We start from the raw sequence: 24,712 nt of genomic DNA, 5'->3' as shown, positions 1-24,712 counted from the left end.
ATTTTCCTCCTACTCCACTAGCGGGACATCATGTAGCTGCCACTGGACTTTTATTTGATTAAGCTCTGGTTTTACTTGCATTTGAAGGGGATTGGTTTTGAGCAGTAGCCCTTCTTCTTTGGCATATTCCCGTTGACTCAAATAATTGTCTTCCGTTTGAAAATTTGCCGCATTTATCTGAATCGGCGCATTGGGACGATTTAGTTCTTGTTCATCGTCGTCTTTCCAAATGAAACTGTACTGACCAATAAAATCTTCTGCTGGCATCAGCTGCAAAGTAAGATACCAATTGCTCCTTTTATTTTGCGGGCGTGTATCTAAAATTTCGATGCGTAAATTTTCTTTACTTTGGTGCGGCAAAATTTCAGCCTGGGCTTTTAACGGGACCTGCCAATGAAGCTGATCACTGACATAAGTAAAGCGTAGCTCTGGTGTATATTTTGTTTGCAAATAAATCTTGTTGGAAACAAGGGGGAGCGTTTTACCGCTGGCATCACATTCAATAACTTGTAGACTATACTCACTATCTGATTGCACATGTTCAACAAGCTCTGTGACAAGTAAGGTCTGCTGTTTTATTTCGCTGTTGTTGGCGATCATTTTGGTCCAAATGACCGACTCTTCTTTCCCCTCTTTTTTAGCCAACTGGACTTTTAGCGTCTCATTTTTTTTCACTTCATCTTTTAAATAAAAATTCAGCGGGGTCTTTAAGTTGGGACTAGTAAAATCAAACTGACGAATTTTGGTGAACTGATTTAATTTTTCATCCCAAGCAATCACTGGTGGCGTATCTTCTGTCACGGTATATTGCAACGCTTCTGTCGCAAACTGTACCTGCATCGTGTTGCCTTCTACTTGATAGCTTCCTTTTAATTTCGGAATTTTAGTGATCGTAGTTCCTTCAGGTACCGCCTTGATTTTTGTGTCATAACGTAATGTCAGTTTTTCTTTGGGTTGTACAACAATTTTTTGTTGCGGATAAAACTGGCCATTCTGGTATGTGCCGGCAATTTCTACCCCGTTTTTTTCAAAGGTAATTTTTTTGTCATTTACAACTTCTTCTGCCTCTTTACCATTGCGATACGTGATGGCGATGCCATGCTGCCCTTGGTTATTTTGATGAATTTCAAAGGGCAGATTACCGCTGGTATGCTTGAAAGTGACCTCTTGTTGTAAAACATCTTCTTTTTTTACCAATTTGTTTGCCAGCGAGGTAGTTAAATCCGTTTTTAAAAATGCATCTTGCTGCAAAATTCCGGTCATGGTGTGATCAGGATTTTTAAAATCGGAAAAGAAAATCATGTTTTTGTTTAAAAACTGCTTGTTAGTATTTTGTAGTGAAGTATCCATCGTCGCAGTAAAACCCCAAACTAATTGGGGCGGCTGCTGTTCATTGTAGCCATCAATATAATGGCGTAAATCAACATCAAAACTAGCCAGATTTTCTTCTGTCGTCGCCGTAAGCAATTGAATACTAATCGTAGCGTAATGGGCTCTAATATTGGCTAAACTGAATTTAAACCATTTTTTATTAAAGTAGCCATTTCCGGCATAAACTGCCCAACGTTGAGCAGCACCATTGCGGTTTTCATTGGCTAATTCCGGTTTAAAAACATGGGGTTTATTGCTGTTATAAACCGATAAATGGGATTTCCCCTTCGTTTCACTATTGTCTAAAGATGAATCAGATCCCAAGTGCGTGTGTCCGTCATTGGACCAGTTATCAAAAGCAACTAGCATGGCATCTTGGATACCAGTAACGCGATTTTTTTGTTCCGGATTTTCTTTTGAACCATGATAATAGGCGCCTAACCCTTGCACTTCATACTTTGTCGAATCTGCGCCTTGATAATCGTAATAATCAGCTGAAGAAATTTGGCGTTGTGGCCGCATAAAAAAGGTCAAACCTTCTGTATATTCCGCCATATACAGATACGCATTAAAAATTGTGCCACTATTTCCCTGACTAAAATCCAACGTATTCTGGGATTGTGCCATACCTGCGCGATAGTGATTGAAATAGGTTTGTTTACGAAATCGCGTTAAATTAAGCGTGTCACTAACTGTATCCGCCGCTTCAAAAGGTGTGGCAAGCGCACTTTCAATTTCCCTTTCATTTTCTTTACTTCCACCAAGAGCCGCAGCATTAAAAACACGTCGCCCCTCTACTTTTTCCTCGTCCAAGTATCGCTTTACTTGTAAAGGAATCGCAGCCTGCTGCGCGCCGACACCAACGCCAGTGCCCTGATCAATTCCCCGACGATTCAAAAAAGCATCCTTCACTTGAAGCGGTGCATATGACAAAATCGACTCCTGATTATTTTCTTCTTTAATTTTTGGTTCATTTGTTTTTGTACTTTGCAACAAAGAACCCGCTTCATTATTCCCATTCAAAACATGAGAGTCTCTAGAACTTCCCTGTTGATTAATGAATTCTTGATTAGAATTTGTCGGCGCAAACGTCTCCGTCTTTTTTCGGTCTTGTTTTGCTGATACTGCTTGAGCAAAATCAGATTTATTTACGCTGACAACGGATAATAACAAACAAATCATCATACCAAAATGAAACGCTCGTCTTTTTAAATTCTTCATTTTCTACACCTTAATTCATTTTATTATCACTTCTTTTTAACTATATCATTATTTTATCATCATTTTCAAATTAAAATTATTCCAATCGTACTAAAATGGCTCGTTATTTTATTTCATAATAAAAAAACAAATTTAACAAAACGCGTCCTGATCGAAATTTAGGCAAAAAAAAAAACAGCCTGAAAAAATTTCAGACTGTTTAAAAAATTTTTAAAATTTGTATAAGCAAACTAATTCGCAACTTTAGCAATTCTACCTTGTTCAATGTAAACCATTAAAATACTCAAGTCAGCAGGATTAACACCACTAATGCGGCTCGCTTGGGCAATGGTTTCGGGTTGAATCTTGGTTAATTTTTGACGCGCTTCTGTCGCAAGACCATTAATGGCCGCATAATCAATGTTGGTTGGAATTTTTTTGGCTTCCATCCGTTTTAATTTTTCAACTTTTTCTAAGGCTTTTTTGATATAGCCTTCGTATTTGATTTGAATTTCAACTTGTTCGATCTCTTTTGGGGAAAGATTCTCGTCAGCAGGGATAAATTGCAATAATTCAGCGTAGCTAATTTCCGGACGGCGTAAAAATTCATTGGCTAAAACACCATCTTTCAATTGTGCTGCACCCTTTGTTTCTAAAAAGGCTTGAACTTCAGCCGTCGGTTTAATCCGGATTTTCATTAAACGGGCAATTTCATTTTCAACCGCTTCTTTTTTGGCTAAGTAAGCTTGGTATTGTGCTTCTTTTACTAACCCAATTTCATGACCCATTTGTGTTAGACGCAAATCGGCATTGTCATGGCGCAAAATCAAACGATATTCCGCGCGGCTGGTTAATAAGCGGTAGGGTTCTTGGGTGCCTTTTGTAACTAAGTCGTCAATCATCACACCGATATAACCATCGCTGCGTTTTAAAATCAATGGTTCTTTACCTTGAACCTTTAAGCCTGCGTTAATTCCGGCAATCAAGCCTTGGCCGGCAGCTTCTTCATAGCCAGAAGTACCATTGGTTTGTCCTGCCGTATAAAGATTTTCAATTAATTTTGTTTCCAAAGTTGGACGCAATTGATGTGGCACGACCACATCGTATTCAATCGCATAACCTGTCCGCATCATTTCGACATTTTGCAGTCCCGCAATCGAACGCAACATTAAAACTTGCACATCTTCTGGCATTGAAGTAGATAAGCCCTGCACGTAAACTTCTTCTGTATTTAAGCCTTCTGGTTCCAAGAAAAGTTGGTGACGTTCTTTGTCTGCAAAACGCACAATCTTATCTTCAATTGACGGACAATATCTCGCCCCTACACCTTCTACAATCCCGGTAAACATTGGCGCGCGATGTAAATTATCGCGAATAATTTCGTGGGTTTTAGGACTTGTGTAAGTCAACCAGCAAGGTTCTTGATCTTGTTTATAAGCACTATCCGGCGTTGAATAACTAAAGTGATTGGCTTCTTTGTCTCCAGGTTGGATTTCTGTTTGCGTATAATCAATTGATCCAGATTTGACCCGTGGTGGTGTCCCTGTTTTAAATCGGGCAATTTCAAAACCTAATTCTTTTAAGCTATTGGCAAGTCCAACTGATGGTTGTGAATTATTCGGACCAGAAGAATATTTTAATTCCCCAATAATAATTTCACCTCTTAAAGCTGTACCGGCTGTAATAATAACCGCTTTTGCGCTGTAACGTGCACCTGTATTGGTGATTACGCCTTTACAAACACCATCTTCAACGATCAATTTTTCTGCCATTCCTTGACGCAGGGTTAAATTTTCTGCTTGCTCAATTGTATGCTTCATTTCTTGTGCATAAGCATGTTTATCTGCTTGTGCCCGCAATGCACGTACTGCCGGACCCTTACCTGTATTTAGCATCCGCATTTGAATATATGTTTTATCGATGTTCTTGCCCATTTCGCCGCCCAGCGCGTCAATTTCCCGCACCACGACACCTTTTGCTGGACCACCGACTGAAGGATTACATGGCATAAAGGCCACCATATCCAAATTAATCGTCAAAAGCAGCGTCTTATTGCCCATACGCGCATTGGCTAACGCCGCTTCACTACCCGCATGACCCGCGCCAACAACAATAACATCATAACTCTCCGCTTGATATTCCATGAAATAAATCCGCTCCTCTTAGCTGCTGTATAGACTGGGCTGACAGTGAGTAATAAGATAAAACCAACTGGATGACGTTCTGTGGCATTTAGTTGGTTTTTCTTATTATCGAACTGTTAAGTCTATTACAGCGCGATTTTGTTCATATTACTGTATTAATTTTCTTGCGAAAATTATTCTGATTTTCACTCCGTATATCATTCTACTAGCTAACCATTACAATTTGATTACCTGCCAAGTAATCACTATTTTTTTATACAGACAGCTAGCTGTCTTCAGTAGAACTGACATCCTCAATTAGCTACTGTATAGACTGGGCTGACAGTGAGTAATAAGTCTGTCTTCGTTTCACTACGCCTACAGTTCAACTAAATAGAAGACATTAAGTTGAACTTGCATATTATCGAACTGTTAAGTCTATTACAGCGCGATTTAAATTAGTTGCTGAATTTTATTATTTTAAAATTTTTAACCGTTTTTATTTGCCTAGACAGAATTGGCTGAATAGTTGGGTGATAAGTTCGTCTTGTACGCTATCGCCGACGATTTCGCCTAAGAAATCCCAGCAGCGGGTCATGTCGATTTGAACCAAATCGACTGGCATACCAGCTTCTATTCCTGTTACCACATCTCCTAGCGCTTGATTGGCTTTTTCCAACAAGGCGATGTGACGGGTATTGGAAATGTACGAGGCATCTTTTTCACCAGTTTGCCCAGCGAAGAATAATTCTGCGATTGCCTGTTCCAATTGATCCAGACCTTCATTTTGCAAAACAGAAACAGCAAAAATTGGGGCATCGGTTGCGAGTTTCTGTAATTTTTCTTGTTCCAATTTAGCTGGTAGGTCAGTTTTATTTAGCAAAATAATTCGTTTGGTATCTTGGGTTAATTCCAATAATTCCAAGTCGGCTTTGGTTAAGGCTTCACTTTGATTTAATACCAGTAAAATCAAGTCTGCTTCTTCTAACGCTTTGCGGCTGCGTTGCACGCCGATTTTTTCAACAATATCTTCTGTGTCGCGAATTCCGGCGGTATCGATTAATTTTAATGGCACCCCTCGCACATTCACGTATTCTTCAATGACATCTCGCGTTGTGCCGGCAACGTCTGTTACAATTGCTTTTTCCTCGGCTAATAAATGATTCAAAAGACTAGATTTGCCGACATTTGGTCGCCCGATAATCGCCGTACTTAGACCTTCCCGCAAAATTTTCCCTTGTTGGGCGGTTAAAAGTAATTGTTCGATTTGCCCTTGCACTTGATTGGCTTTTTCCAGCAACAAGCGCGTCGTTAATTCCTCTACATCGTCGTATTCTGGGTAGTCAATGTTGACCTCCACTTGCGCCAATGTTTCCAAAATTTCTTGGCGTAGGGAACGAATTAAGCTGGATAAATTTCCATCTAATTGATTCAGCGCCAAATTCATCGCCTTATCGGTTTTCGCCCGAATTAAATCCATCACGGCTTCTGCTTGGGATAAATCCACCCGCCCATTTAAGAAGGCCCGCTTGGTGAATTCGCCTGGTTCTGCTAGCCGGGCGCCTTGTCGCAGCAATAATTGCAAAATTTGATTCACCACGACGATTCCGCCGTGACAATTAATTTCAATCACATCTTCTCTGGTAAATGTTTTGGGGGCCCGCATCACGGAAACCATTACTTCATCTACCATCTGCGCTGTCGCAGGATCAAAAATATGCCCGTAGTGAATGGTATGGCTTGCAACATCTGCCAGACATTTGCTGCCGCTGCGATAGACTTCATCTGCAATTTTCACTGCATCATCCCCACTTAAACGGACAATACTAATCGCCCCTTCGCCAGGCGGCGTGGAAATTGCGGCAATCGTATCAAATTCTTGGGTAATATTTGCCATTAGTTAAACTCCTTTTTTTAACTGTATCGCCTGCAGTTAGTGATTAAAACTATTTTTGTTAAAATAAATTTTAAAATAAAAATTTGCGATAATCCGCGGTCTAAAAGGATTCTGCCACGATTTATTGCAATAAAAAAAGTGCTTCATCTTTTGCAAATAGGAAAAAAACTTCTACTTAGAGAAGCTTCCAACGATTTACAAAAGACAGCGCACTTTGACTGCAAGTCCTTAAATTCTGGTCATAGACTAGCATAAAATTAGCCGTCTTGCAAGATTTCATGCCAGAATTTGTGAGAGGTTTTAGCTTTACTTAAAGGTTCTTATCACGGTAAAATTAAATTACAGTTAATTTCAGCTCTTTTGGGGCTGTTTGCAACAATAAATTTGGTTTTTGCTGGTGAATTATTATTTCGCAATTTTGACAAAATAATCATTTCAGCACCAAACCTACAAGGAGTGAGCGATATGACATTTGACAAACAAAAAGAAGACGACATGCGCATTCACGAAGTTATTATCTCCACTGGTAACGTCAACCGTAGCTACGCTGTGCGGGACGTAATTTTCGTTGCCGAAAAATTTGAAACAGATTTATTTGATGAAACTGTCGACCCCAACGAATCACTGCAAGATATTATGTTGATGTTAAAGAAAAAGGCCTTTTCTTATGGCGCCAATGCTGTCATCAACTGCCATTTTGATCACGATCACGTGCAAGTTGACGGCAAAACGTATTTGGAAATTTTCGCTTACGGCACCGTCGTCCAATTTATTGAAACAACCGTTGGCGGCTAAGTACAAACAGCTAAAAACTTATTGTAAGTCTGTGCTACAACAAATTAGCTTTAATTTGTTTAGTTCAGACTTTTTTTTCAGATACATTACATTAATAAAGCAGAAGAATTTTTAGACAGTTAAAAAAACAAGTGGTAAAATTCAGCCCACTTTTTAACTAAGGGCTTTTTTCTTCTCAGCCAGAAAGGAAAACAATTATGAATCAATCCATTCGTGCCAGTACCAAAGAGTTTTTTCACCACTGGGGCAGTTATGTTTTATTAGTTTTGACAATGAGTTTGGCTTTGGAGTGGATCGTTATCCCTTTAGCCCGTTTTCTAACAGAATACGTGTTAAAAGTTGGTCGCATTCCTTATCTAACCATTACCAATCTGCCCACTATATTGATTAGCCATCCTTTTGTCACCTTGGGGCTTTTAGCTGTCGTTTTTTTAATTTTAATCGCCTTATTTTGGCAATTTTCTTTTTTGCTCTACGGCATCAGCCTCATTCAAAAAGAAGGCAGTTTAAAACCAATGGCGCTCATTCGTTACTCGGTGAAAGAAATTTTTCACTTGCCTAAGAGCACCTTCTTTTATTTTTTGATTTACGGCTTTCTAATTTTACCCTTTGCAAATTTCTTTTTCCAAAGCGTGCTTTTAAGTAAAATTAAAATTCCCGATTTTGTTTTAACCTTTTTAATTGCCAAACCGCTTTTTGCCGTTTTAATTTTCTTGTTCTTTTTGGCGATGGGCTATCTCGGGTTGCGTTCTCTGTATTTTTTACCTAATTTAATCTTGCAAAAACAACCAGCACGCCAAGCCTTCTTCAATAGTTGGCAAAAAAGCAAGGGGCATCTAATCAAAGTCTTTTTCCGTTTGTTTTGGCTTAACTTATTAACAGCTATCTTAACGATCGTCGTTATTTTCTGCTTGTATCTACTTCAATTGGGACTAGATCAGTTACCGAGCTATTGGCCATTAGCAGGTGCGACTGTGAATTTAGGCATCATGGAAATTGCCACACAGCTGATTACATTGTGGGCTATGGTTGTCTTTTTCCAAATGATTTTACCCAAAAAAATTTTGTTACCACAATTAGGCACAACAACCAAAAAGCACCGTTTTCCTACGCGCGTTTTGGCGGGGGGCGTCATATTTTTCATCACCATTGCCGTCATGATTTATAATGCCCTCTTTCTAACCGGCGCTATGACTACTTTACCGCTAACGATTTCTCACCGCGGTGTCAATGGCGCAAATGGCGTGCAAAATACCATTCCCGCGATGGCAGACACGTTAAAAGAAAAACCCGACTATATCGAAATGGATATTCACGAAACCGCAGATCAACAATTTGTCGTGATGCACGATGAGAATTTATCTGCATTGGCCGGAGTAAATAAAACGCCCCACGAATTGACCTTGGCACAGCTCACAGCGCTAACAGTCCAGGAAAATGGCCACAAAGCCAAAATTGCTAGCTTTGATGATTACCTGTCTTATGCCAATCAACACAAGCAAAAATTATTAATTGAAATTAAAACAACACCCCACGACTCACCAGTAATGCTAAAAAATTTTATAAAAAAATACCAAGCAACGATTTTAAAAAATCAGCATCGCATTCATTCACTGGATTATCGCGTCATTACCGGTTTAAAAGCCCAAGCGCCCAATCTATTTGTTAGCTTTATTTTGCCTTATAACTTTGTCTATCCCAATACCAAAGCCAATGCGTATACCATGGAGCAGACAACGTTAGATAACAACTTCATCATGCGCGCCCAAGCTTGGAAAAAACAAGTTTACATTTGGACTGTCAATAACAGCACTGAAATGGATAGCCTCTTTTTCATGGATGTCGACGGGATTATTACAGATGACCTTTCCACTCTAAACGCAGAAATCCGTTCCTTTAAAGACAGCCCATCTTATGCCGATCGCTTGCTTTTATATGTCACGCAGCTTGCAAGTTGGAACAATCAAGAAAACTAAAAACAAGCCAAATTCTACTGCCAAAAAATTGCCGCGATTCTGACAAAAACTAGTGATAGTCTGGGATTTTCTAATAATTTTATCCTTTTTTGATAGTGCAAAAGACCTGCCAAATATTAGCAATGACACTAATATTTAGCAGGTCTTTATTTTATTGCCTGTAAATGAAATAAGGTTTTGGGGTATTACCTTAAGTGTTCGTTTTTCATAAATCACTTTCCGCGAAAGCGCTGAATGGCATGATGCAAATCATACAGTTTATCAACAGCAACTTCGCCTAATTCCTCATACAACCCCATATACAAAACATCCACAACAGCCAACTGTGAAATTCGGGTGGCCATATTTGCTACTCGAAAATATTCTTCTAAAACTGGTGTGGATAATTTAATATCTGCCAGCTTTGCTAATTTTGAATTTTGTAAAGTTGTAATTGCGATCACTGTGGCACCTTTTTCTTTGGCCAGCGTTACTAATTGCACCACTTCAGCTGTCTTTCCCGTAGTTGAAATAACTAAGAAAATATCTTCGGCTGTTAAATTCAATACTAAGGCCAACATCTGGTGGAAATCGCGATTAAAACTGGCTGTAACACCTAGTTTACTAACCTTGTGGGCGAAATCTTCGGCTACTACCGCAGACGCCCCCACGCCATAAACTGTCACTTTTTGTTTATCCTTTAATAAAGTAATTGCTTTTGCTACTTCTTTTAAATCGAGTGTATTCACTAATTGCTGAACTGCCAATTGATCTAATGCCATGGTGTTAAAAAAGACGTCATTTATCGATAACTTTTCATGTTTTTCTTTTTTTACAATATTAAATTCATTTTTACTATTACTAAATAATTCTTGGCTTAGCGCTACTTTAAAATCGCGAAACCCTTTCACTCCAATCGCCTTGCAAAAACGAACGACACTAGCCTCGCTAACCGCCGCCCCGGTTGCAAATTCTTTAATTGTCATCCTGGTTACCCGTTCAGCATCCTGCAAGACAAAATCAGCAATTTGACTTTCAATTTCCGAAAAATTTTCTTGTTTTTTTAGCGCTGGGAGTAAAAACATTTCTTCACCTCAAATTAGTTTTCTAAGCTTGTTACAAATTTTTTTGTAATTACTTCTGGTCGTGTAATTGCTGTTCCAATTACAACAGAATAAGCACCAGCTTTATATGCTGCTTTTAAGTCATTCACAGAAGTAATATGTCCTTCTGCAATAATTGGCACTGTAATTTTTTCTACCAATTCACAAATCAGATCAGGGTTAAACGTGGTATTATTTTTTGTTTCCTCTGTATAGCCTGCTAAAGTAGTTGATACGAGATCTGCACCACAATTTTCAGCATATACTCCACTTTCGACACTATCACAGTCAGCCATTACAATGATCTCTGGATATTGTTCATGAACCTTCGCAATAATATCAACCAATTTTTCACCATTGGGTCGTGGCCGCTTCGTACCATCTAGTGCGACGATATCTGCACCAGCTTGAATAATAGCTTCACAACTCGCAAAAGTCGGAGTGATATAAACATCGTAGCCTTCAAACCACTGTTTGTAAATACCTATCATTGGTAGTTTTACTTCTGTCTTAATTGCTGCAATATTTTCCGGTTCGGTCGCTCGTATTCCCACAGCACCACCTACTGCAGCGGCATTGGCAAAAGCAGCCATAATATCTTTGCCATACATTGGCCAGCCTTTACGTGCCTGACATGAAACAATCACACCATTTTTAATTTGTGCCATAACTTCTTTTTTCATCTGCATTCTCCCATTTGTCTATAAAATTCCCGTTAATTTTCCAAGTAAGCCAATTACAAAGCAGGCTAACATCAACCAATAAATTGCTTTTTTATTCTTCATTAAGGCCCAATAAAAAATAAGCGTGATGATTAATGGTAAAAGACCTGGAAAAATTTGATTAATTAAATCCTGCAAGACAATTTCTTTACCGGCATTGTCCCATTGAGCAGTCAGTTCGATTTTGACAAAATTAACGACCATCGAGCCTGTAACCATCATCCCCACGATGGTCGCTCCTTGAACAAAGTTTTTAATTAAATCTGAATTTTTCATCTTGGCAATTAATTTAACCCCAAATTTATATCCCCAAAATACACCTAGATAACGCGTGGCAACATTTAGAAAAATATTAGGAACGATAAAAATTATTGGTCCCAAAATGTTCCCGTTTAGAGCTAACCCAGCCCCCACAGCAGCAAAAATTGTCATAAATGTTGCTTTAAAAACAGAGTCGCCAATTCCAGATAAAGGACCCATTAAGGCCGTTTTTGTTGATGAAATCGTTTCGTCTGTAATTGGTTTTCCTAACGCTTTTTGTTCTTCTAAGGCAATTGAAACCCCCATAACGATATTGGTGGTATACGGGTGGCAATTAAAGAATTCATTATGTCGTTGTAGTGCTTTTTGGTACTCGGTTTCGTCTTTATATAATTTTTGCAAAACTGGAATCATGGCATAATCAAAGCCTAAACTGATGTAACGCTCGTAATTGATCGTCGCCATACTGAAAAAAGAACGGGCAAAAACGCGCCATAAATCTTTTTTAGCCAAGAGATTGTAATCTGTTGGCCCTTCTTCTGTTGGTAAATTTTGTGCCGTTTGATTCTCTCCTTTTCTCAAAGCCCCAGCCCCCGCTGCAACACCGGCTCCCAATAAGGAAACAGCCAACACATCTAATTTCAAATAGACAGATAAAACAAAACCAATTAAAAAGAACGGCCAAAACTTTTTGAAATCCATCATTTTTAATAGCATGGCCATCCCAATTGCCGGTAAAAGACCAGATGCAATCGTTAATCCACCTGAAACCCAAACTGGTAAAGCATCATTAATTTGTTTTACAAACTCGCTACCAAATTGAATGGCCATAAAAGAGGCCACGAAAAACACACTAAAGAAAACGAGCACGCCAGCCAAATGTAATTTTTCTAGCGTTTTTGTTTTGCCTTCTTTAATTGCAGAATCAGCCTTATGAACCAAGAAAATATTAATGTTCCAAGCTAACATGATTAAAAATTGCGCTAAAATCCCAATTGGTAGTGCCAAAGAAATACCAAGAGCTGGTGAGCCAGCTTGGATGGCGTAAATCGTACCAATAATACCGGCAATTTGTGCATTAGGTGGCACAGATCCCCCAATTGGTAAAACTCCCATAAACATCAATTCAACACTTGCTCCCACTTGCAGACCAGTTTGTAAGTCACCCATGACTAACCCAATCAATGGACCGGCAAAAATAGGTCGTGAAATCATCCAATAGCCATAACCATAATTTTCTGTAATTAAAATTGCGACAAAAATACTCAACAAGATCCCGCTGAATAAAGTCATTATTCTCCCCCTATGCTAATTAAACTTCCCCGTCAAAATTTTGTATTTCTTAAACTTAAATCACACTACTAAGCTCAATTGATTTGTCTCCAGGCGCTGTTCTTACGTCTAATTTCACACCTGCGTGGGCTAATTCTTTAAAAACGGCAACATCTCTTTCATCAACATATACTGTTTTAGTAATCTCTTTTTTGCCTTCTTTAAAGTACATGCCCCCAACATTGATACTGTCAAAATAAATTCCTGCTTTTACTAACTCATAAATAATTGCCGGATCTTTAATAACCAGAAATGATTTCAAGCCATTATCGTTTGAAAAATATGCAATTCCTTCAGCTACAGTAAGTAATTTAAAGCCTTTTCCTTCTGGTACAGCCATTTCCAGTAACATTTTTTGCATCTCATCATTTGCTGCTTGATCATCAATTACCACAATCTCGTCACAAGGATAAGCAACAGACCATGAATAAGCCACTTGTCCATGAATTAGCCGTTCATCGATTCTTGTTAAATTAATACTCATTCTTTTTTCCTCTTTTCTTTTATAAGTTAAACTCTTGAATCATTGGCGTCGTTTCGAAAATTAAATCGCTTGCATTTTTTTGTACATCTAAACAGCTGGATAAAATCAAAGCCAAATGATACCCCATAATCAATTGACTGCCATTTAATTGTTGCTGTTTACTAACTAATGCTGCTGCTTTTGCTGGTGTCCCTCCTTTTATGTCTGCCAAAAATAAAATTTGAGTGTAATCCTCATTCAATTGCTGACAAAAAGCAGTCAATTTTTCAATATAGTCTGTACTATTTTCTTCTGGTTGTAACGGTACTGCAAAAAGGTTCTCCTGTTTTCCCAAAATCATTTCCGCTGACTGTTGCATACCGGTGCATCCAGCCCCATGGCCTACCAATACAATTGCACGCATTTTATCTTCCTTTCTCATATTTAAATCGATTACATTTTTTAGCGATTTATTTCTTGCTATGCTTGCATCATACAATATCAGAAATTTAGTTTCAATATATTTTTAAAAAATAAATAAATTTAATTTCAAAATATGTTTTATTTACACCGCAAAAAAAAAGAGCAGAAAATATTCCACTCTTTTTCTAGCACTATTCTAAAGCTTTTCTCGTCGCGCTTTTTCCATTTTACGTAATTTGTGATGCGCTTTTTTGGAACCCCGTGTTAAATCTCGTTTGAATTTTTCTTCGTGAAAATCGTGAAACAAACTTTCAACGTCATAATCAAGGGGATATAGTTTTTCCGCTGCCATTTCCAGATGCAAGCGCCGCAGCGGGACTGAAAAGAATTCGTTATTCGAATACAAAATTCCTTCTTCACCATCTGCTTCATAAAACAATGCGGTCACATTTTCTGGTGCAACGACCCGATCACCTTTTTGAAATTGTGGCAATTTCGCCCGTGATGCATTGCCTTGGCTAATATTTTTGAATTCTCGCTTTTTCCCTCCATATTCTTTTTGCTGCAATAATTGACGACTGCGATCAATCACGTCTTTTTGCAGCTGCATTTTTTCTGCAATCCAAAAGGCGTTACTGCTGCCCACAGCATTCATCAAAAGTTGATATTTAGGCGTTAAGGTTTTCGCATCAAAAGCCATCGCTGCTGTTTTAAAATCTTCATGAGCTAAGGCAAAATCTTTAATTTCGCCATAATGGGTGGTCGCCACTACCAGTGCGCCATTTTGATACATCTGCTCCATAATCGCAATGCCTAGCGCTGCACCTTCATTGGGCTCTGTTCCGCTACCAATTTCATCGAGTAAAACCAAAGTCTGACGTTTGGTGTGGCGTAAAATTTCGGCGATATTTTGCATATGACCCGAAAATGTACTCAAAGCGTTCTCCATATCTTGTTGATCGCCAATATCAATTAAGATCTCTTTGAAAATCGCGATGTTGCTATTGCCATCATGATGAACCAACACGCCAAAAGCTGTTAGTAGACACGTTAATGCCAGCGTTTTTAACACCACCGTTTTTCCCCCTGCATTGGGACCGGTAATAATCAGCCCTCTGGCATCTTTGCCTAATGAAACCGATAATGGTACGGCGTTTTTGCCTAATAAAGGATGGGTGACATTTGATACATGTAAAATTTCTTCATCGTTGACGGCGATTTTCACGCCATCAATACTGCGGGAATATTTGGCCCGGGCAAAAATAATATCTAGTTCCACCACAATTTCTAAACTATAAGAAATTTTATCTTGGGACGCTGCCAATAAGCCGGTCAAATACGCCAAAAGCTGATAAACTTCTGCGACTTCTTCTGCTTGTGCCAAAATTAATTTTTCATTCAGACGAGCAATATTACTAGGTTCCACAAAAACCGTCGTCCCTTTATTGGAGCGTTCAATAATCGTACCGGCAATTTTATTTTGAAACTCTGCTTTGACTGGTAATGTGTACCGCTCGCCTTTTTTCAAAATTAAGCGTTCTTGTAAATATTTTTGCGTGGTACCATTGCGCAAATATTTTTGTAAGGCCGTCTCGATTTCTCCTTCAATTTTTTGCACTTGATTGCGGGCTTTGCGTAATTGGCGGCTACTGTCGCTATTTAAGCGCGTGCCGTTGACCATTCCCGTAATTTCTCTGGTAATTTCGGTAAAATCCCCCAGCTGCTGACTGTAAGCAAAAAGATTCGGCACTTGATAGGAATTTTTTTGTAATAATTTTTGAATCAGTTGAAAGGAGCGTAAAAAGTCGCTGTATTCTGTTAGCTCACTTGGCTCTAAAATTTGCCCCTTTGAAACTTTTTGCGTTAAATGACCGATTTGCGTCAAACCCATCAAAGGAATATGCTGACCAGAAGCTAGAATTGTCATAGCCTCTTGTGTTTCCTCTAACCAATTGCGTACAGTGCGGATTTGTGTGGCAGGATCTCTTTTTAAAATGGTTTCTTTCCCTTTATCACTAATCGCCGTCTGGCTGATTAAAGTTCGAATTTTGGTAAATTCCGTTTCAGTTAATACGTTTTTCATTTGAATTCCTTTCTTGCTTAGACCCTATTCTAAACGCAAAAAAGCCTCGTTAGAATGATGATAGAAAAGCTGTACAAACGCGTTTAACTTCCAAGCGATAAGACAGAATTTCATTAAATTGTTTCCCAAATTTCTTGAAATTTAGCTTATTGCCGTAGGAAGTTCGTTGGTAAAGCTAGACATATAGAAAAGCTGTACAAACTTGCTCAGGCTGCAAAAAATAAGAACGGGATTTTTGAAAATTGCTCTTCAAATTTTTAAAAATTTCGACTTATTTCTTGGCGGACTAGTTTGTAAAGCTAGACACATAGAAAAGCTATCTGCACGCGATCAGCTCGCTCGCAATAAGACAGCAATCTTGATAAATTGCTCTTCAAATTTCTCAAGATTTTGACTTATTGTCACTGCGAGTTCGTGCATAAAGCTAGACAAAAAAAAAGACGATAGTTTCCCTATCGTCTTTAAAATCTTGCGCTTACGAATAGGCATCTAGAGCATCACAAATAAACCTTTTGTTTACTTGTTTTTAAATTGCTGATTAGATACCTGTTACACTCACAAATAGCCCTCTTTTTCTTCTAACGAGTTATTGATTACTATTTCAGTATAAAAGAGACCGCCAAAAGTTGCAAGGTGGAAGATAAAAGTTGTCCTTGCTACGATTCAAATAAAAGCCCAGGCAAAAAGTGAAAGCAACTTCAGAATTGCCTTTGTTCATAATCGATTATGTTAGTGTCTGTAAAAAGAAAAACCCACCAAAACAAATAACTGCTAATAGGAAAAAAACCAGTAGACCTTTTGTCTTTTTTGAAATGAGCATCTGAATAATTTTAATCACAACACTGATTCCCATAACTAAACAGGAAATAGTAGGTATACTTAACCAATCCGCCACATGAATCCTTCTTTCTTGCGTAATACATATTACGAATTGCGTATATATGACAGCTGTAATAAAAACCATTATAACTCATAAATTAAGGAATTATCTTCCCACATTTACTTTTATAGGCAACAAAAAAACGTCTGTTAATGGCGTAACAGACGTTTTTCAGACCAAAGTAATGACTACGGCATCGTATCTTACTTCGATAAGAATGATTTCTAGTAAAATATACTTGGTTTTTTTCGGGATGTCAATGAAATGCGGGTGAGTTTATGCTGAGAAAAGCCCATAAGATCGGGATTTCTTACTCCTTTTCGATTATTTTTTCTAGGATAAAAAACAACGTTAAAAAAGTTTATTAAACTAAAAAGAAGCCTATTTAGCTTGCCTAGTCCTCTTTAACTGCCAAAAAATTCCGACTAATTTTCTTTAAAAGAACTGAAAATAAAAGACTGGCAAAAATAAAAAAAGAAATAGGCAGACATAAAAGAGTTCCATTACAAAAAATTATCTTTTTTCTCTGATTCTTTAAGCCCTTCTTCAATTTAAGTTTCATCATCTATAAATATTCATAACTATTTTGCTGTGTTAAAATTTAGTTATCAATCTTTTTAGGAGGAAAAAGATGGAAGACACAGCTTTGTTATTAAGAAAACTGAATGATCGCAAAGAATTCCTCACTGAAAACACGATAGATTATTTATTACATCAATCACAACTGATTAAAAAGCTGACAAAAGATTATGAACCAACTGCTCTTTTTAATATTTTTCGCTTAGTAAGCCTTGCAGAAATTCCTTATGTAAATCGACTTTCCTATACACAAACCATTATTCATTTTATTGACAAGCATATAGCTACAACGGCGGGATTTTCCTACACTGGAAAGATTGAAGATATTGTCCCTTGCTACAACGCAATGCTATTGGAAGCGTATGTGCGCTTAGATAAAATTGACTCTCCAGAGGTTAAAAATGCTTTGGATTGGATAAAACAATATCAGCTTTTCCAACGCAATAAAGTAACAAAATGGCCCTATAAAGGAATATGTAAATTTGGCGGCTGTATGAAAAGCACGCCTTGTTACATTGGTATTGGAAAAACCGTCAGAGCGCTAATAACCTACTCTGAATTTACTAAAACAAAAGATGATAAAGTCGAGCAATTAATCGAGCAAGGTATTGCCTACATGTTAAAGCATCATATGTATCAACGATTATCAAATAGTCAGCCAATCAGTAAACATATTACGGAATTAATGTTTCCACAAGCTTATATGCTTTCTTTGACCGATTTAGTTTATATCGCAAATAACCGTAATTTGTGGCCAGACCAGAGAACGAATGCACTAAAAGCGTTAGTTGCCAGTAAAATGATGCAACAAAGAAAATGGAAAATAGACTATATTTATAGCCACAAAGGATACAAAGCTTTTGAAACGAGGCGCACTGCTTCTTTGTGGATTGAATATATTTTTGACGATTGTCCTGTTTAAGAATAGAAAAACTTTTGTTCCATTAATTCCCTGCTGATAAAAAATAGAGGGGAGAATCAGTTTTCACTGGCTCTCCCCTCTATTTTTAAATCTTTTTTAATCCCGCTTTTAGGGGCTTAATAATACTTTTTATTTGGTTCCACTACTAAATAGCGGTAAGGTTCGTCCCCTTCAGAGTGAGTCTTTACGCTATCGTCATGACTTAAAGCAGAGTGAATTTGTTTACGTTCAAAAGCTGGCATCGGCTCTAAGAAAACCGGCCGTCCTGTTCGTTTCACTTTTTCTGCTGTCCGTTGTGCAAGACGTTCTAAAATAGCCTGACGTTTTTGGCGATAATCGCCGACATTGACTACAACCGAAAGTTTATTTTTCGCAACGCGGTGAATGAAAACTTGAGCCAAATACTGTAAAGCATTTAACATTTTACCGTGTTTGCCAATCAGAATCCCTTGTTTTTTCGTGTCCAAATGGAAGATAACCAACCCATTTTCCCGCTCTGTTTTGACTAAGGCAGGTGCATTTAATTCGTTGGTAATATTGGTTAGATAAAGCGCAAGTTGTGTTAAAGCTGCTTCGTCGTCTAAGTCAGATAAAATTTCTGCAGTTGTTGGCGTGATCTCTACAATTGTTTCTTCTGCAGCTGGTACTTCAGCTGTAACGACTGGTGTTTTGTCAGCGGCAACGAGTACGTCTTCAACGGTTTGGCTGACAGCTTCACTAATATCTTCTGCCACCGAAGGCTCAATTGAAACGCGGGCATTTTTCTTTCCCATTCCCAAAAAGCCTTTTTTGCCTTCATCTAAAATCTCAATTACAGCTTCGTCTTTTGAAATTCCTAATGCAGTTAAACCGGCTACTACTGCTTCACCACTGGTTGCTCCTTCATAAATCGGCATCAAGGTAACCCCCTTTTATTTTTTACGTTTTTTCTTATTCGGATTCATCGCACGTTCCAAAGCACGCTCCCGCGCTTTTTCTTGACGAAGTGCTTCTTCACGTTCTTTTCTAATCTTAAATGGATTGTTGATTAATAATGTTTGCACCACTTGGAATGCATTGGAAATTACCCAGTATAATGACAAACCACTGGCAAGTCCTAGCCCCATCATTAAAATCATCAATGGCATTGCAAAGTTCATAATTTTTAAGCTGGCATTTGCTTCTACTTGGCTCATACTTGAAAGATATGTGCTGGCAAAAGTAAATACCGCCGCTAAAATCGGTAAAATCAGATAGGGATCTTTTTCCCCTAAGTTCAACCATAAGAAATGACCTTGAGATAATTCTGGTACCCGTTGAATCGCTTGCCATAACGCCATCAAAATCGGCATTTGCACTAACAGCGGTAAACACCCCGCATAAGGATTGACGTTATTTTCAGCGTAAAGCTTTTGCGTTTCTTCTTTTAATTTTTGCTGCGTTTCCATATCTTTAGCAGCATATTGAGCTTGCAGCGCTTTGATTTTTGGTTGTAATTCTTGGGTTTTCCGCATACTTTTTGTTTGGAAATGCATCAATGGCATTAAAATAATCCGCACGACTAAAGTAAATAAAATAATCCCAATTCCGGCATTACCAAACGATAATGCTTTAATAGCGCGGGCAAAGTTCCAAACGATGTAACGATCCCAAATTCCAGTACTGTTGGCACTTACTTCTCCGGTGGCACCACAGGCTGACAAGAATACTACCAGTGCCAGCATGCCGCTTAAAAGCAGTGCTTTTTTGACATGTTTCTTTTTCACGAGGCATGATCCCTTCTAACGATTATTTAAATAATTTTTGCGAGTTTTAGTACATGTTTCAAATTTTGCAGCAATTCTTCACTATCTAATTCACTCACAGTTGGTCGAGCGATGATAATAAAATCAAGATTCGGATCAATCTGATCTTTTAGAGTATACAAACTAGCACGGATTTTCCGTTTCACACTATTGCGCATCACAGCATTGCCGACTTTTTTCCCCACCGAAATACCAACACGAAAATGGTCTTGTTCTTTCGGAAGTTTATAGACAACAAAACGGCGATTCGCACAAGAGCTGCCTTGCTCAAATACCCGCTGAAAATCTCGTTCTTTTTTGACACGATAGGCTTTTTTCATGACGTTTCCTTCACTTCTTCTAAAATCATTTGCTCATACCTTTCAATAATACCATAATTCCCCCCTAAACTTTACCCTAAAAAGAAAAGCTTTTCGAACTCGTTTTACTCGTCAGCAATAAGGCAGAATTTCAATAAATTGTTTTCCAAATTTCTTGAAATTTTGACTTATTGTCGCAGCGAGTTAGTTCGCAAAGCTGGATCAAAGAAAAGCGAAACAAACTTGTTCAGTACGCTAAAAATAAGCGCAGAATTTTCAGAAATTGTCTCTTCAAATTTTTGGAAATTTTGACTTATTTCTTAGCGGGCTAGTTTGTGCAGCTGGATCAAAGAAAAGCTGAAAGCGCTGGGTAACTCTTTGGAAAAATGTCGGAAATTTGGCTGCTGATGTTCTTTATCAGAATCAAATTTTTGAATTTTTCCCAAAGAGTTGGTGCTTGAAGCTGGATCAAAGAAAAGTTACGGGGACTCTTTTAGCTCGCAAGCAATAAAATAAAATCTTGCTAAATTGTTCTTCAAATTTCGCAAGATTTTGGTTTATTGCCGCCGCGAGTTTGTCACTGGGGTCAAATCTAAAACAAAAAAAAGCCACTCCAATTTCACCTGCCAAAACCTCTACCATGATGAGATTTTTTTACGTGATCTTGAAGTGACAACTTTATTTACTATGTTAGCCAACATAAAAAAAATACCACTGGCAACCAGTGGCTTAAGCTGACAATACTTTACGTCCTTTAAGACGGCGGCTAGCTAAGACGCGACGGCCGTTTTTAGTGCTCATACGTTTACGGAAACCGTGAACTTTTTGACGTTTACGTTTGTTTGGTTGGTAAGTTCTTTTCATTTATTTCCACCTCCGAGGTAATTCTCATATCCATCACTACAGACATACTTTGATAGTATAACGACTCCGATTGCTTTTTGTCAACTACAAAATCACGCTAAAACGGTAAAAAAGTTATCCACATTTCTTTATAAAGCCTGTTGATGGTTGTGAATTCACAAAAAATTTTTGAAAGTTAAATTAAAGTTTTGGAAATAATTATCCACACTTTCACACAGCTTAAAAACTTTTCCACAAGTAATTATTTTTCTGTGGATAGACGTTACAAAACGCTGTTACAATCCACTCTTTTATCCAAAAGACCTTGTGGAAACTTTTCAAAAACTCAAATTTGTCCACATTTTTTTTAGGCCTGTGGATTATTTTTATACCTGCTGTTAATTCACATTTTCATCTTCTTGTTTATTTGTGGAAAACTTGCTGAAAATAAATTTTTTTCTGCTTTTTGCTCTCTGCCTGTGGAAAACTTCTTTAAAAAGTGATAAATTAGGGATACCTCTTTTTGTCTGCTTCTTTTTAAATTGGCAGCAATCTAGAGTTCGTGAAATTTCACAAAGTGCCGCCGGATCCTCGTAATTTATTACTAGGTGTTTTTTGAGGCGCTCTTTTGCTTTTTAAGCCCGCTTGGGATGTCTTAACTATTATGAATATACGTAAATTAAAACGCAGGCCGTTTTATTGATTGGAAAAAATTAAGGAGGAAACTCATGTCATCATATGAAGCCTTGTGGCAAGAGGTGTTAAACAGCTTAAAAAATGACCTCAGCCCTGCCAGCTTTCAAGTTTGGGCAGAAAGTGCTAGTCCTCTTTCACTAAAAAACGATGAGCTTTTGATCAAAGTCCCAACTAAAGTTCACCGTGATTATTGGGAGAAAAATTTAGCACCACGGGTGTTAGAAAACAGCTATCGCCTTTATGGCAGAGAAATTATGCCGGCTTTTATCACAGAAGATGAAGTGCAAGAAGAAATGCCTCAAGCAAAAGAGGAAAAAGTGGAAGAAAAAGTGGATCGTTCCATTATGTTAAACCCAAAATACACCTTTGACACTTTTGTTATTGGGCAAGGCAACCAGATGGCTCACGCTGCCGCTCAAGTTGTCGCGGAAGAACCCGGTTCAATTTACAACCCGCTTTTCTTTTACGGCGGTGTTGGTTTAGGGAAAACCCACTTGATGCACGCAATTGGGTACGAATTGTTAAAATATCGCCCCAATGCCAAAATTAAATACGTTAGTAGTGAAAACTTCACCAATGACTTTATTACCTCGATTAAAAATCGTACCAGTGAAGAATTTCGCCACGAATACCGTAGTGTCGATTTATTGTTAGTCGACGATATCCAATTTTTGGAAAATAAAGTTGAAACGCAAAACGAATTTTTCTATACCTTTGAAGAGCTTTACAAAAACAACAAACAAATCGTCTTAACCAGTGACCGCTTGCCAAGTGAGATCCCGACTTTGCCGGAACGTTTGGTTTCCCGCTTTGCCTGGGGCTTATCTGTCGATATTACACCGCCAGATTTGGAGACGCGAATTGCGATTTTGCGAAAAAAAGCGGAAGCAGAGCGTTTGGAAATCCCAGATGATACCCTAAGTTATATCGCCGGTCAAATCGACTCCAACATTCGCGAATTAGAGGGTGCACTTTTGCGGGTGCAGGCCTATGCGACGATGAATAATGCGGAAATCAGCACCAGTCTAGCTGCCGAAGCATTGAAATCTTTAAAGAGCAATGGCGGCGTTGCCCAAATTTCCATTTTGCAGATCCAAGAAGAAGTTGCAAAATACTATCACATTTCAATTAAAGACTTAAAAGGGAAAAAACGGGTAAAAAGTATCGTCGTTCCGCGGCAAATCGCCATGTATTTATCCCGGGAGCTGACTGATAACTCTTTACCAAAAATCGGCGCTGAATTTGGCGGCAAAGATCACACGACCGTCATCCACGCCCACGAAAAAATTCAGCAATTATTAGACAATGATCTGACAACACAAACTGAAGTTTCAGAAATTAAAAATTTATTATTAAAATAAGCATGTGGATAAATTTTGACGTTTTCCATTTTTTATCCACAAGTTATACACAGTGGAAAACTCTTCCTGCGTCTTAGGTTTTGACACTTATCCACTGCTTCAACAGGCCCTACTACTACTACTATCTTTTTACTCTTAAATATAAAGGCATCCGCCTTCTTTTAACTTTGAAAAAAATGCTATAATCAGCATGAGTCATTTTTAGTTTTTAGCGGTAGTAAGCTAGGGAAAATTATTAAAAAAAGTAAAACAACATCAGCTACATTTTTCTAATTGCAATTATTTGTAAAAAGCGAAATATTTAAGTTTTGCAGTTTGTGGTGTTTAAACCTATTTTCCACCTGATAAAAAATTGTTACACATTAAAAAGATTGGAGTGCCATCTATGAAAGTCACAATGAATCGTTCTGCCTTTATGCAGGAATTACAAACTGTCCAACGGGCGATTTCTTCTAAAACTACTATCCCAATTTTAACGGGGGTAAAAATTGTTTTAACAGAACGCGGTTTAACCTTAACTGGGAGCAATGCCGATATTTCCATCGAGACATTTTTAGCCGTTGACAATGAAAAAGCGCAAATGCTGGTGGAATCAGCTGGTTCTATCGTGTTACAAGCACGCTTTTTTAGCGAAATTATCCGCCGCTTGCCAGAAGATACTTTCACGATGGAAGTTGTGGAAAATGAACAAGTTGCCATCACTTCTGGAAAAGCTAACTTTATGGTAAATGGCTTGGATGCAGATAACTACCCACATTTGCCAGTGGTAGAAAGTCGCGATCAATTAAAATTATCTGCACAAACCTTAAATCAATTAATTAGTGAAACTGTTTTTGCTGTTTCTGCCCATGAAAGTCGCCCAATTTTAACCGGGGTTCACTTTGTGTTAGAAAACAAGCAACTATTGGTAGTCGCAACCGACTCACACCGCTTGAGCCAACGGGTTATACCTTTGGAACAAGAAGCAGAGGATTTCAATATCGTTGTTCCCGGCAAGAGTTTGATTGAATTATCTCGTTCTTTAGCAGATGATGAAGAAGAAATTGCGATTAGCATTATGGAAAATCAAGTCTTGTTCCAAACTGAAAATATGCTGTTTTATTCTCGCTTACTGGAAGGAAATTACCCTGATACCAATCGGTTAATTCCAAGTCAATTCAATACTGAAATCGAATTTAGCGTGCCGAATTTCTTAGCGGCAATTGAACGGGCCTCTTTGCTTTCTCATGAAGGTCGGAACAATATTGTGCGCCTTTCAATTAAAGAAGATGCCGTGATGCTTTACGGTAATTCTCCTGAAGTCGGAAAAGTAGAAGAAGCATTAAATTATGAAAAAGTTAGTGGCGATCCGTTGGAAATTTCCTTCAATCCTGACTACATGAAAGCGGCATTGCGAGCTTTTGGCGATATGAGTATTACCATTCGCTTTATTTCAGCTATTCGTCCTTTCACATTGGAACCTACAGCTGGCCAAGCCAACTTTATCCAATTGATTACCCCAGTGCGAACCAATTAATTGCTAAAAATTAAATTTTGAAACGATAAACTGCCAAAAAGTACCCTCCTTAGTAAAAATAAAGTTTATTTTTGCTAAGAAGGGGAAATTTATTTGGCAGTTTT

The 24,712-nt window shown here is 38.2% G+C and carries 18 protein-coding genes; 5 read left to right on the top strand and 13 right to left on the bottom strand.

Annotated features, from left to right (window positions below):
* Positions 1-9: 9 nt before the first annotated feature.
* The 3 genes from P3T75_RS00145 to mnmE form a co-directional block, all read right to left on the bottom strand.
* Positions 10-2,592, bottom strand: coding sequence for a hypothetical protein (locus P3T75_RS00145; RefSeq protein WP_282461903.1), 2,583 nt, complete (start codon positions 2,590-2,592; stop codon positions 10-12).
* Between the two features lie 230 nt (positions 2,593-2,822).
* Positions 2,823-4,715 carry a tRNA uridine-5-carboxymethylaminomethyl(34) synthesis enzyme MnmG gene (gene mnmG, locus P3T75_RS00140; RefSeq protein ID WP_230709846.1) on the bottom strand — a complete coding sequence of 631 codons (1,893 nt, stop codon included), beginning with the start codon at positions 4,713-4,715 and terminating at the stop codon, positions 2,823-2,825.
* A 478-nt stretch (positions 4,716-5,193) separates the two neighbouring features.
* Positions 5,194-6,591: a tRNA uridine-5-carboxymethylaminomethyl(34) synthesis GTPase MnmE gene (gene mnmE / locus P3T75_RS00135; protein ID WP_282461902.1), complete on the bottom strand. Its 1,398-nt coding sequence runs from the start codon at positions 6,589-6,591 to the stop codon at positions 5,194-5,196.
* A 465-nt stretch (positions 6,592-7,056) separates the two neighbouring features.
* On the opposite strand from mnmE, the gene P3T75_RS00130 reads away from it, so the two are divergent.
* Both P3T75_RS00130 and P3T75_RS00125 read left to right on the top strand, forming a co-directional pair.
* Positions 7,057-7,386: a heavy metal-binding domain-containing protein gene (locus P3T75_RS00130; protein ID WP_206902924.1), complete on the top strand. Its 330-nt coding sequence runs from the start codon at positions 7,057-7,059 to the stop codon at positions 7,384-7,386.
* A 197-nt stretch (positions 7,387-7,583) separates the two neighbouring features.
* Positions 7,584-9,362 (top strand): glycerophosphodiester phosphodiesterase, encoded by a 1,779-nt coding sequence (locus tag P3T75_RS00125; protein ID WP_282461901.1) that lies wholly within the window; start codon positions 7,584-7,586, stop codon positions 9,360-9,362.
* 212 nt (positions 9,363-9,574) lie between these two features.
* On the opposite strand, the gene P3T75_RS00120 is transcribed toward P3T75_RS00125, so the two are convergent.
* From P3T75_RS00120 to P3T75_RS00095, 6 genes are all read right to left on the bottom strand, one after another.
* Entirely contained in the window at positions 9,575-10,426 is an 852-nt protein-coding gene (locus P3T75_RS00120) for a MurR/RpiR family transcriptional regulator (protein WP_282461900.1), read from the bottom strand.
* A 14-nt stretch (positions 10,427-10,440) separates the two neighbouring features.
* Positions 10,441-11,127, bottom strand: coding sequence for an N-acetylmannosamine-6-phosphate 2-epimerase (locus P3T75_RS00115; RefSeq protein ID WP_282461899.1), 687 nt, complete (start codon positions 11,125-11,127; stop codon positions 10,441-10,443).
* A gap of 18 nt (positions 11,128-11,145) precedes the next feature.
* Positions 11,146-12,720, bottom strand: coding sequence for a PTS system mannose/fructose/sorbose family transporter subunit IID (locus P3T75_RS00110; protein ID WP_282461898.1), 1,575 nt, complete (start codon positions 12,718-12,720; stop codon positions 11,146-11,148).
* A gap of 55 nt (positions 12,721-12,775) precedes the next feature.
* On the bottom strand, positions 12,776-13,243 hold the full coding sequence (locus P3T75_RS00105; RefSeq protein WP_282461897.1) for a PTS system mannose/fructose/N-acetylgalactosamine-transporter subunit IIB: 468 nt from the start codon (positions 13,241-13,243) through the stop codon (positions 12,776-12,778).
* 19 nt (positions 13,244-13,262) lie between these two features.
* Positions 13,263-13,646: a PTS sugar transporter subunit IIA gene (locus P3T75_RS00100; protein WP_230709826.1), complete on the bottom strand. Its 384-nt coding sequence runs from the start codon at positions 13,644-13,646 to the stop codon at positions 13,263-13,265.
* 195 nt (positions 13,647-13,841) lie between these two features.
* Positions 13,842-15,728 carry an endonuclease MutS2 gene (locus P3T75_RS00095; RefSeq protein ID WP_282461896.1) on the bottom strand — a complete coding sequence of 629 codons (1,887 nt, stop codon included), beginning with the start codon at positions 15,726-15,728 and terminating at the stop codon, positions 13,842-13,844.
* Positions 15,729-17,239: 1,511 nt separating this feature from the next.
* On the opposite strand from P3T75_RS00095, the gene P3T75_RS00090 reads away from it, so the two are divergent.
* Complete coding sequence (locus tag P3T75_RS00090) at positions 17,240-18,109, top strand: hypothetical protein (protein WP_282461895.1); 870 nt, start codon at positions 17,240-17,242, stop codon at positions 18,107-18,109.
* A 116-nt stretch (positions 18,110-18,225) separates the two neighbouring features.
* Here P3T75_RS00090 and jag read toward each other — a convergent pair whose 3' ends face one another.
* The 4 genes from jag to rpmH form a co-directional block, all read right to left on the bottom strand.
* Positions 18,226-19,005, bottom strand: coding sequence for an RNA-binding cell elongation regulator Jag/EloR (gene jag, locus P3T75_RS00085; RefSeq protein ID WP_230709821.1), 780 nt, complete (start codon positions 19,003-19,005; stop codon positions 18,226-18,228).
* A 15-nt stretch (positions 19,006-19,020) separates the two neighbouring features.
* On the bottom strand, positions 19,021-19,812 hold the full coding sequence (locus tag P3T75_RS00080; RefSeq protein WP_206903062.1) for a YidC/Oxa1 family membrane protein insertase: 792 nt from the start codon (positions 19,810-19,812) through the stop codon (positions 19,021-19,023).
* A 68-nt stretch (positions 19,813-19,880) separates the two neighbouring features.
* On the bottom strand, positions 19,881-20,213 hold the full coding sequence (gene rnpA / locus P3T75_RS00075) for a ribonuclease P protein component (protein ID WP_206902928.1): 333 nt from the start codon (positions 20,211-20,213) through the stop codon (positions 19,881-19,883).
* Between the two features lie 708 nt (positions 20,214-20,921).
* Positions 20,922-21,056, bottom strand: coding sequence for a 50S ribosomal protein L34 (gene rpmH, locus P3T75_RS00070; protein WP_010766794.1), 135 nt, complete (start codon positions 21,054-21,056; stop codon positions 20,922-20,924).
* A gap of 707 nt (positions 21,057-21,763) precedes the next feature.
* On the opposite strand from rpmH, the gene dnaA reads away from it, so the two are divergent.
* Both dnaA and dnaN read left to right on the top strand, forming a co-directional pair.
* Positions 21,764-23,092 carry a chromosomal replication initiator protein DnaA gene (dnaA, locus tag P3T75_RS00065; protein WP_282461894.1) on the top strand — a complete coding sequence of 443 codons (1,329 nt, stop codon included), beginning with the start codon at positions 21,764-21,766 and terminating at the stop codon, positions 23,090-23,092.
* A gap of 385 nt (positions 23,093-23,477) precedes the next feature.
* Positions 23,478-24,608: a DNA polymerase III subunit beta gene (gene dnaN / locus P3T75_RS00060; protein ID WP_282461893.1), complete on the top strand. Its 1,131-nt coding sequence runs from the start codon at positions 23,478-23,480 to the stop codon at positions 24,606-24,608.
* Positions 24,609-24,712: the final 104 nt, after the last annotated feature.

It is taken from the genome of Enterococcus montenegrensis, assembly GCF_029983095.1.
GTDB lineage: Bacteria > Bacillota > Bacilli > Lactobacillales > Enterococcaceae > Enterococcus_C > Enterococcus_C montenegrensis.
This window is presented reverse-complemented; position numbering and strand designations above follow the sequence as displayed.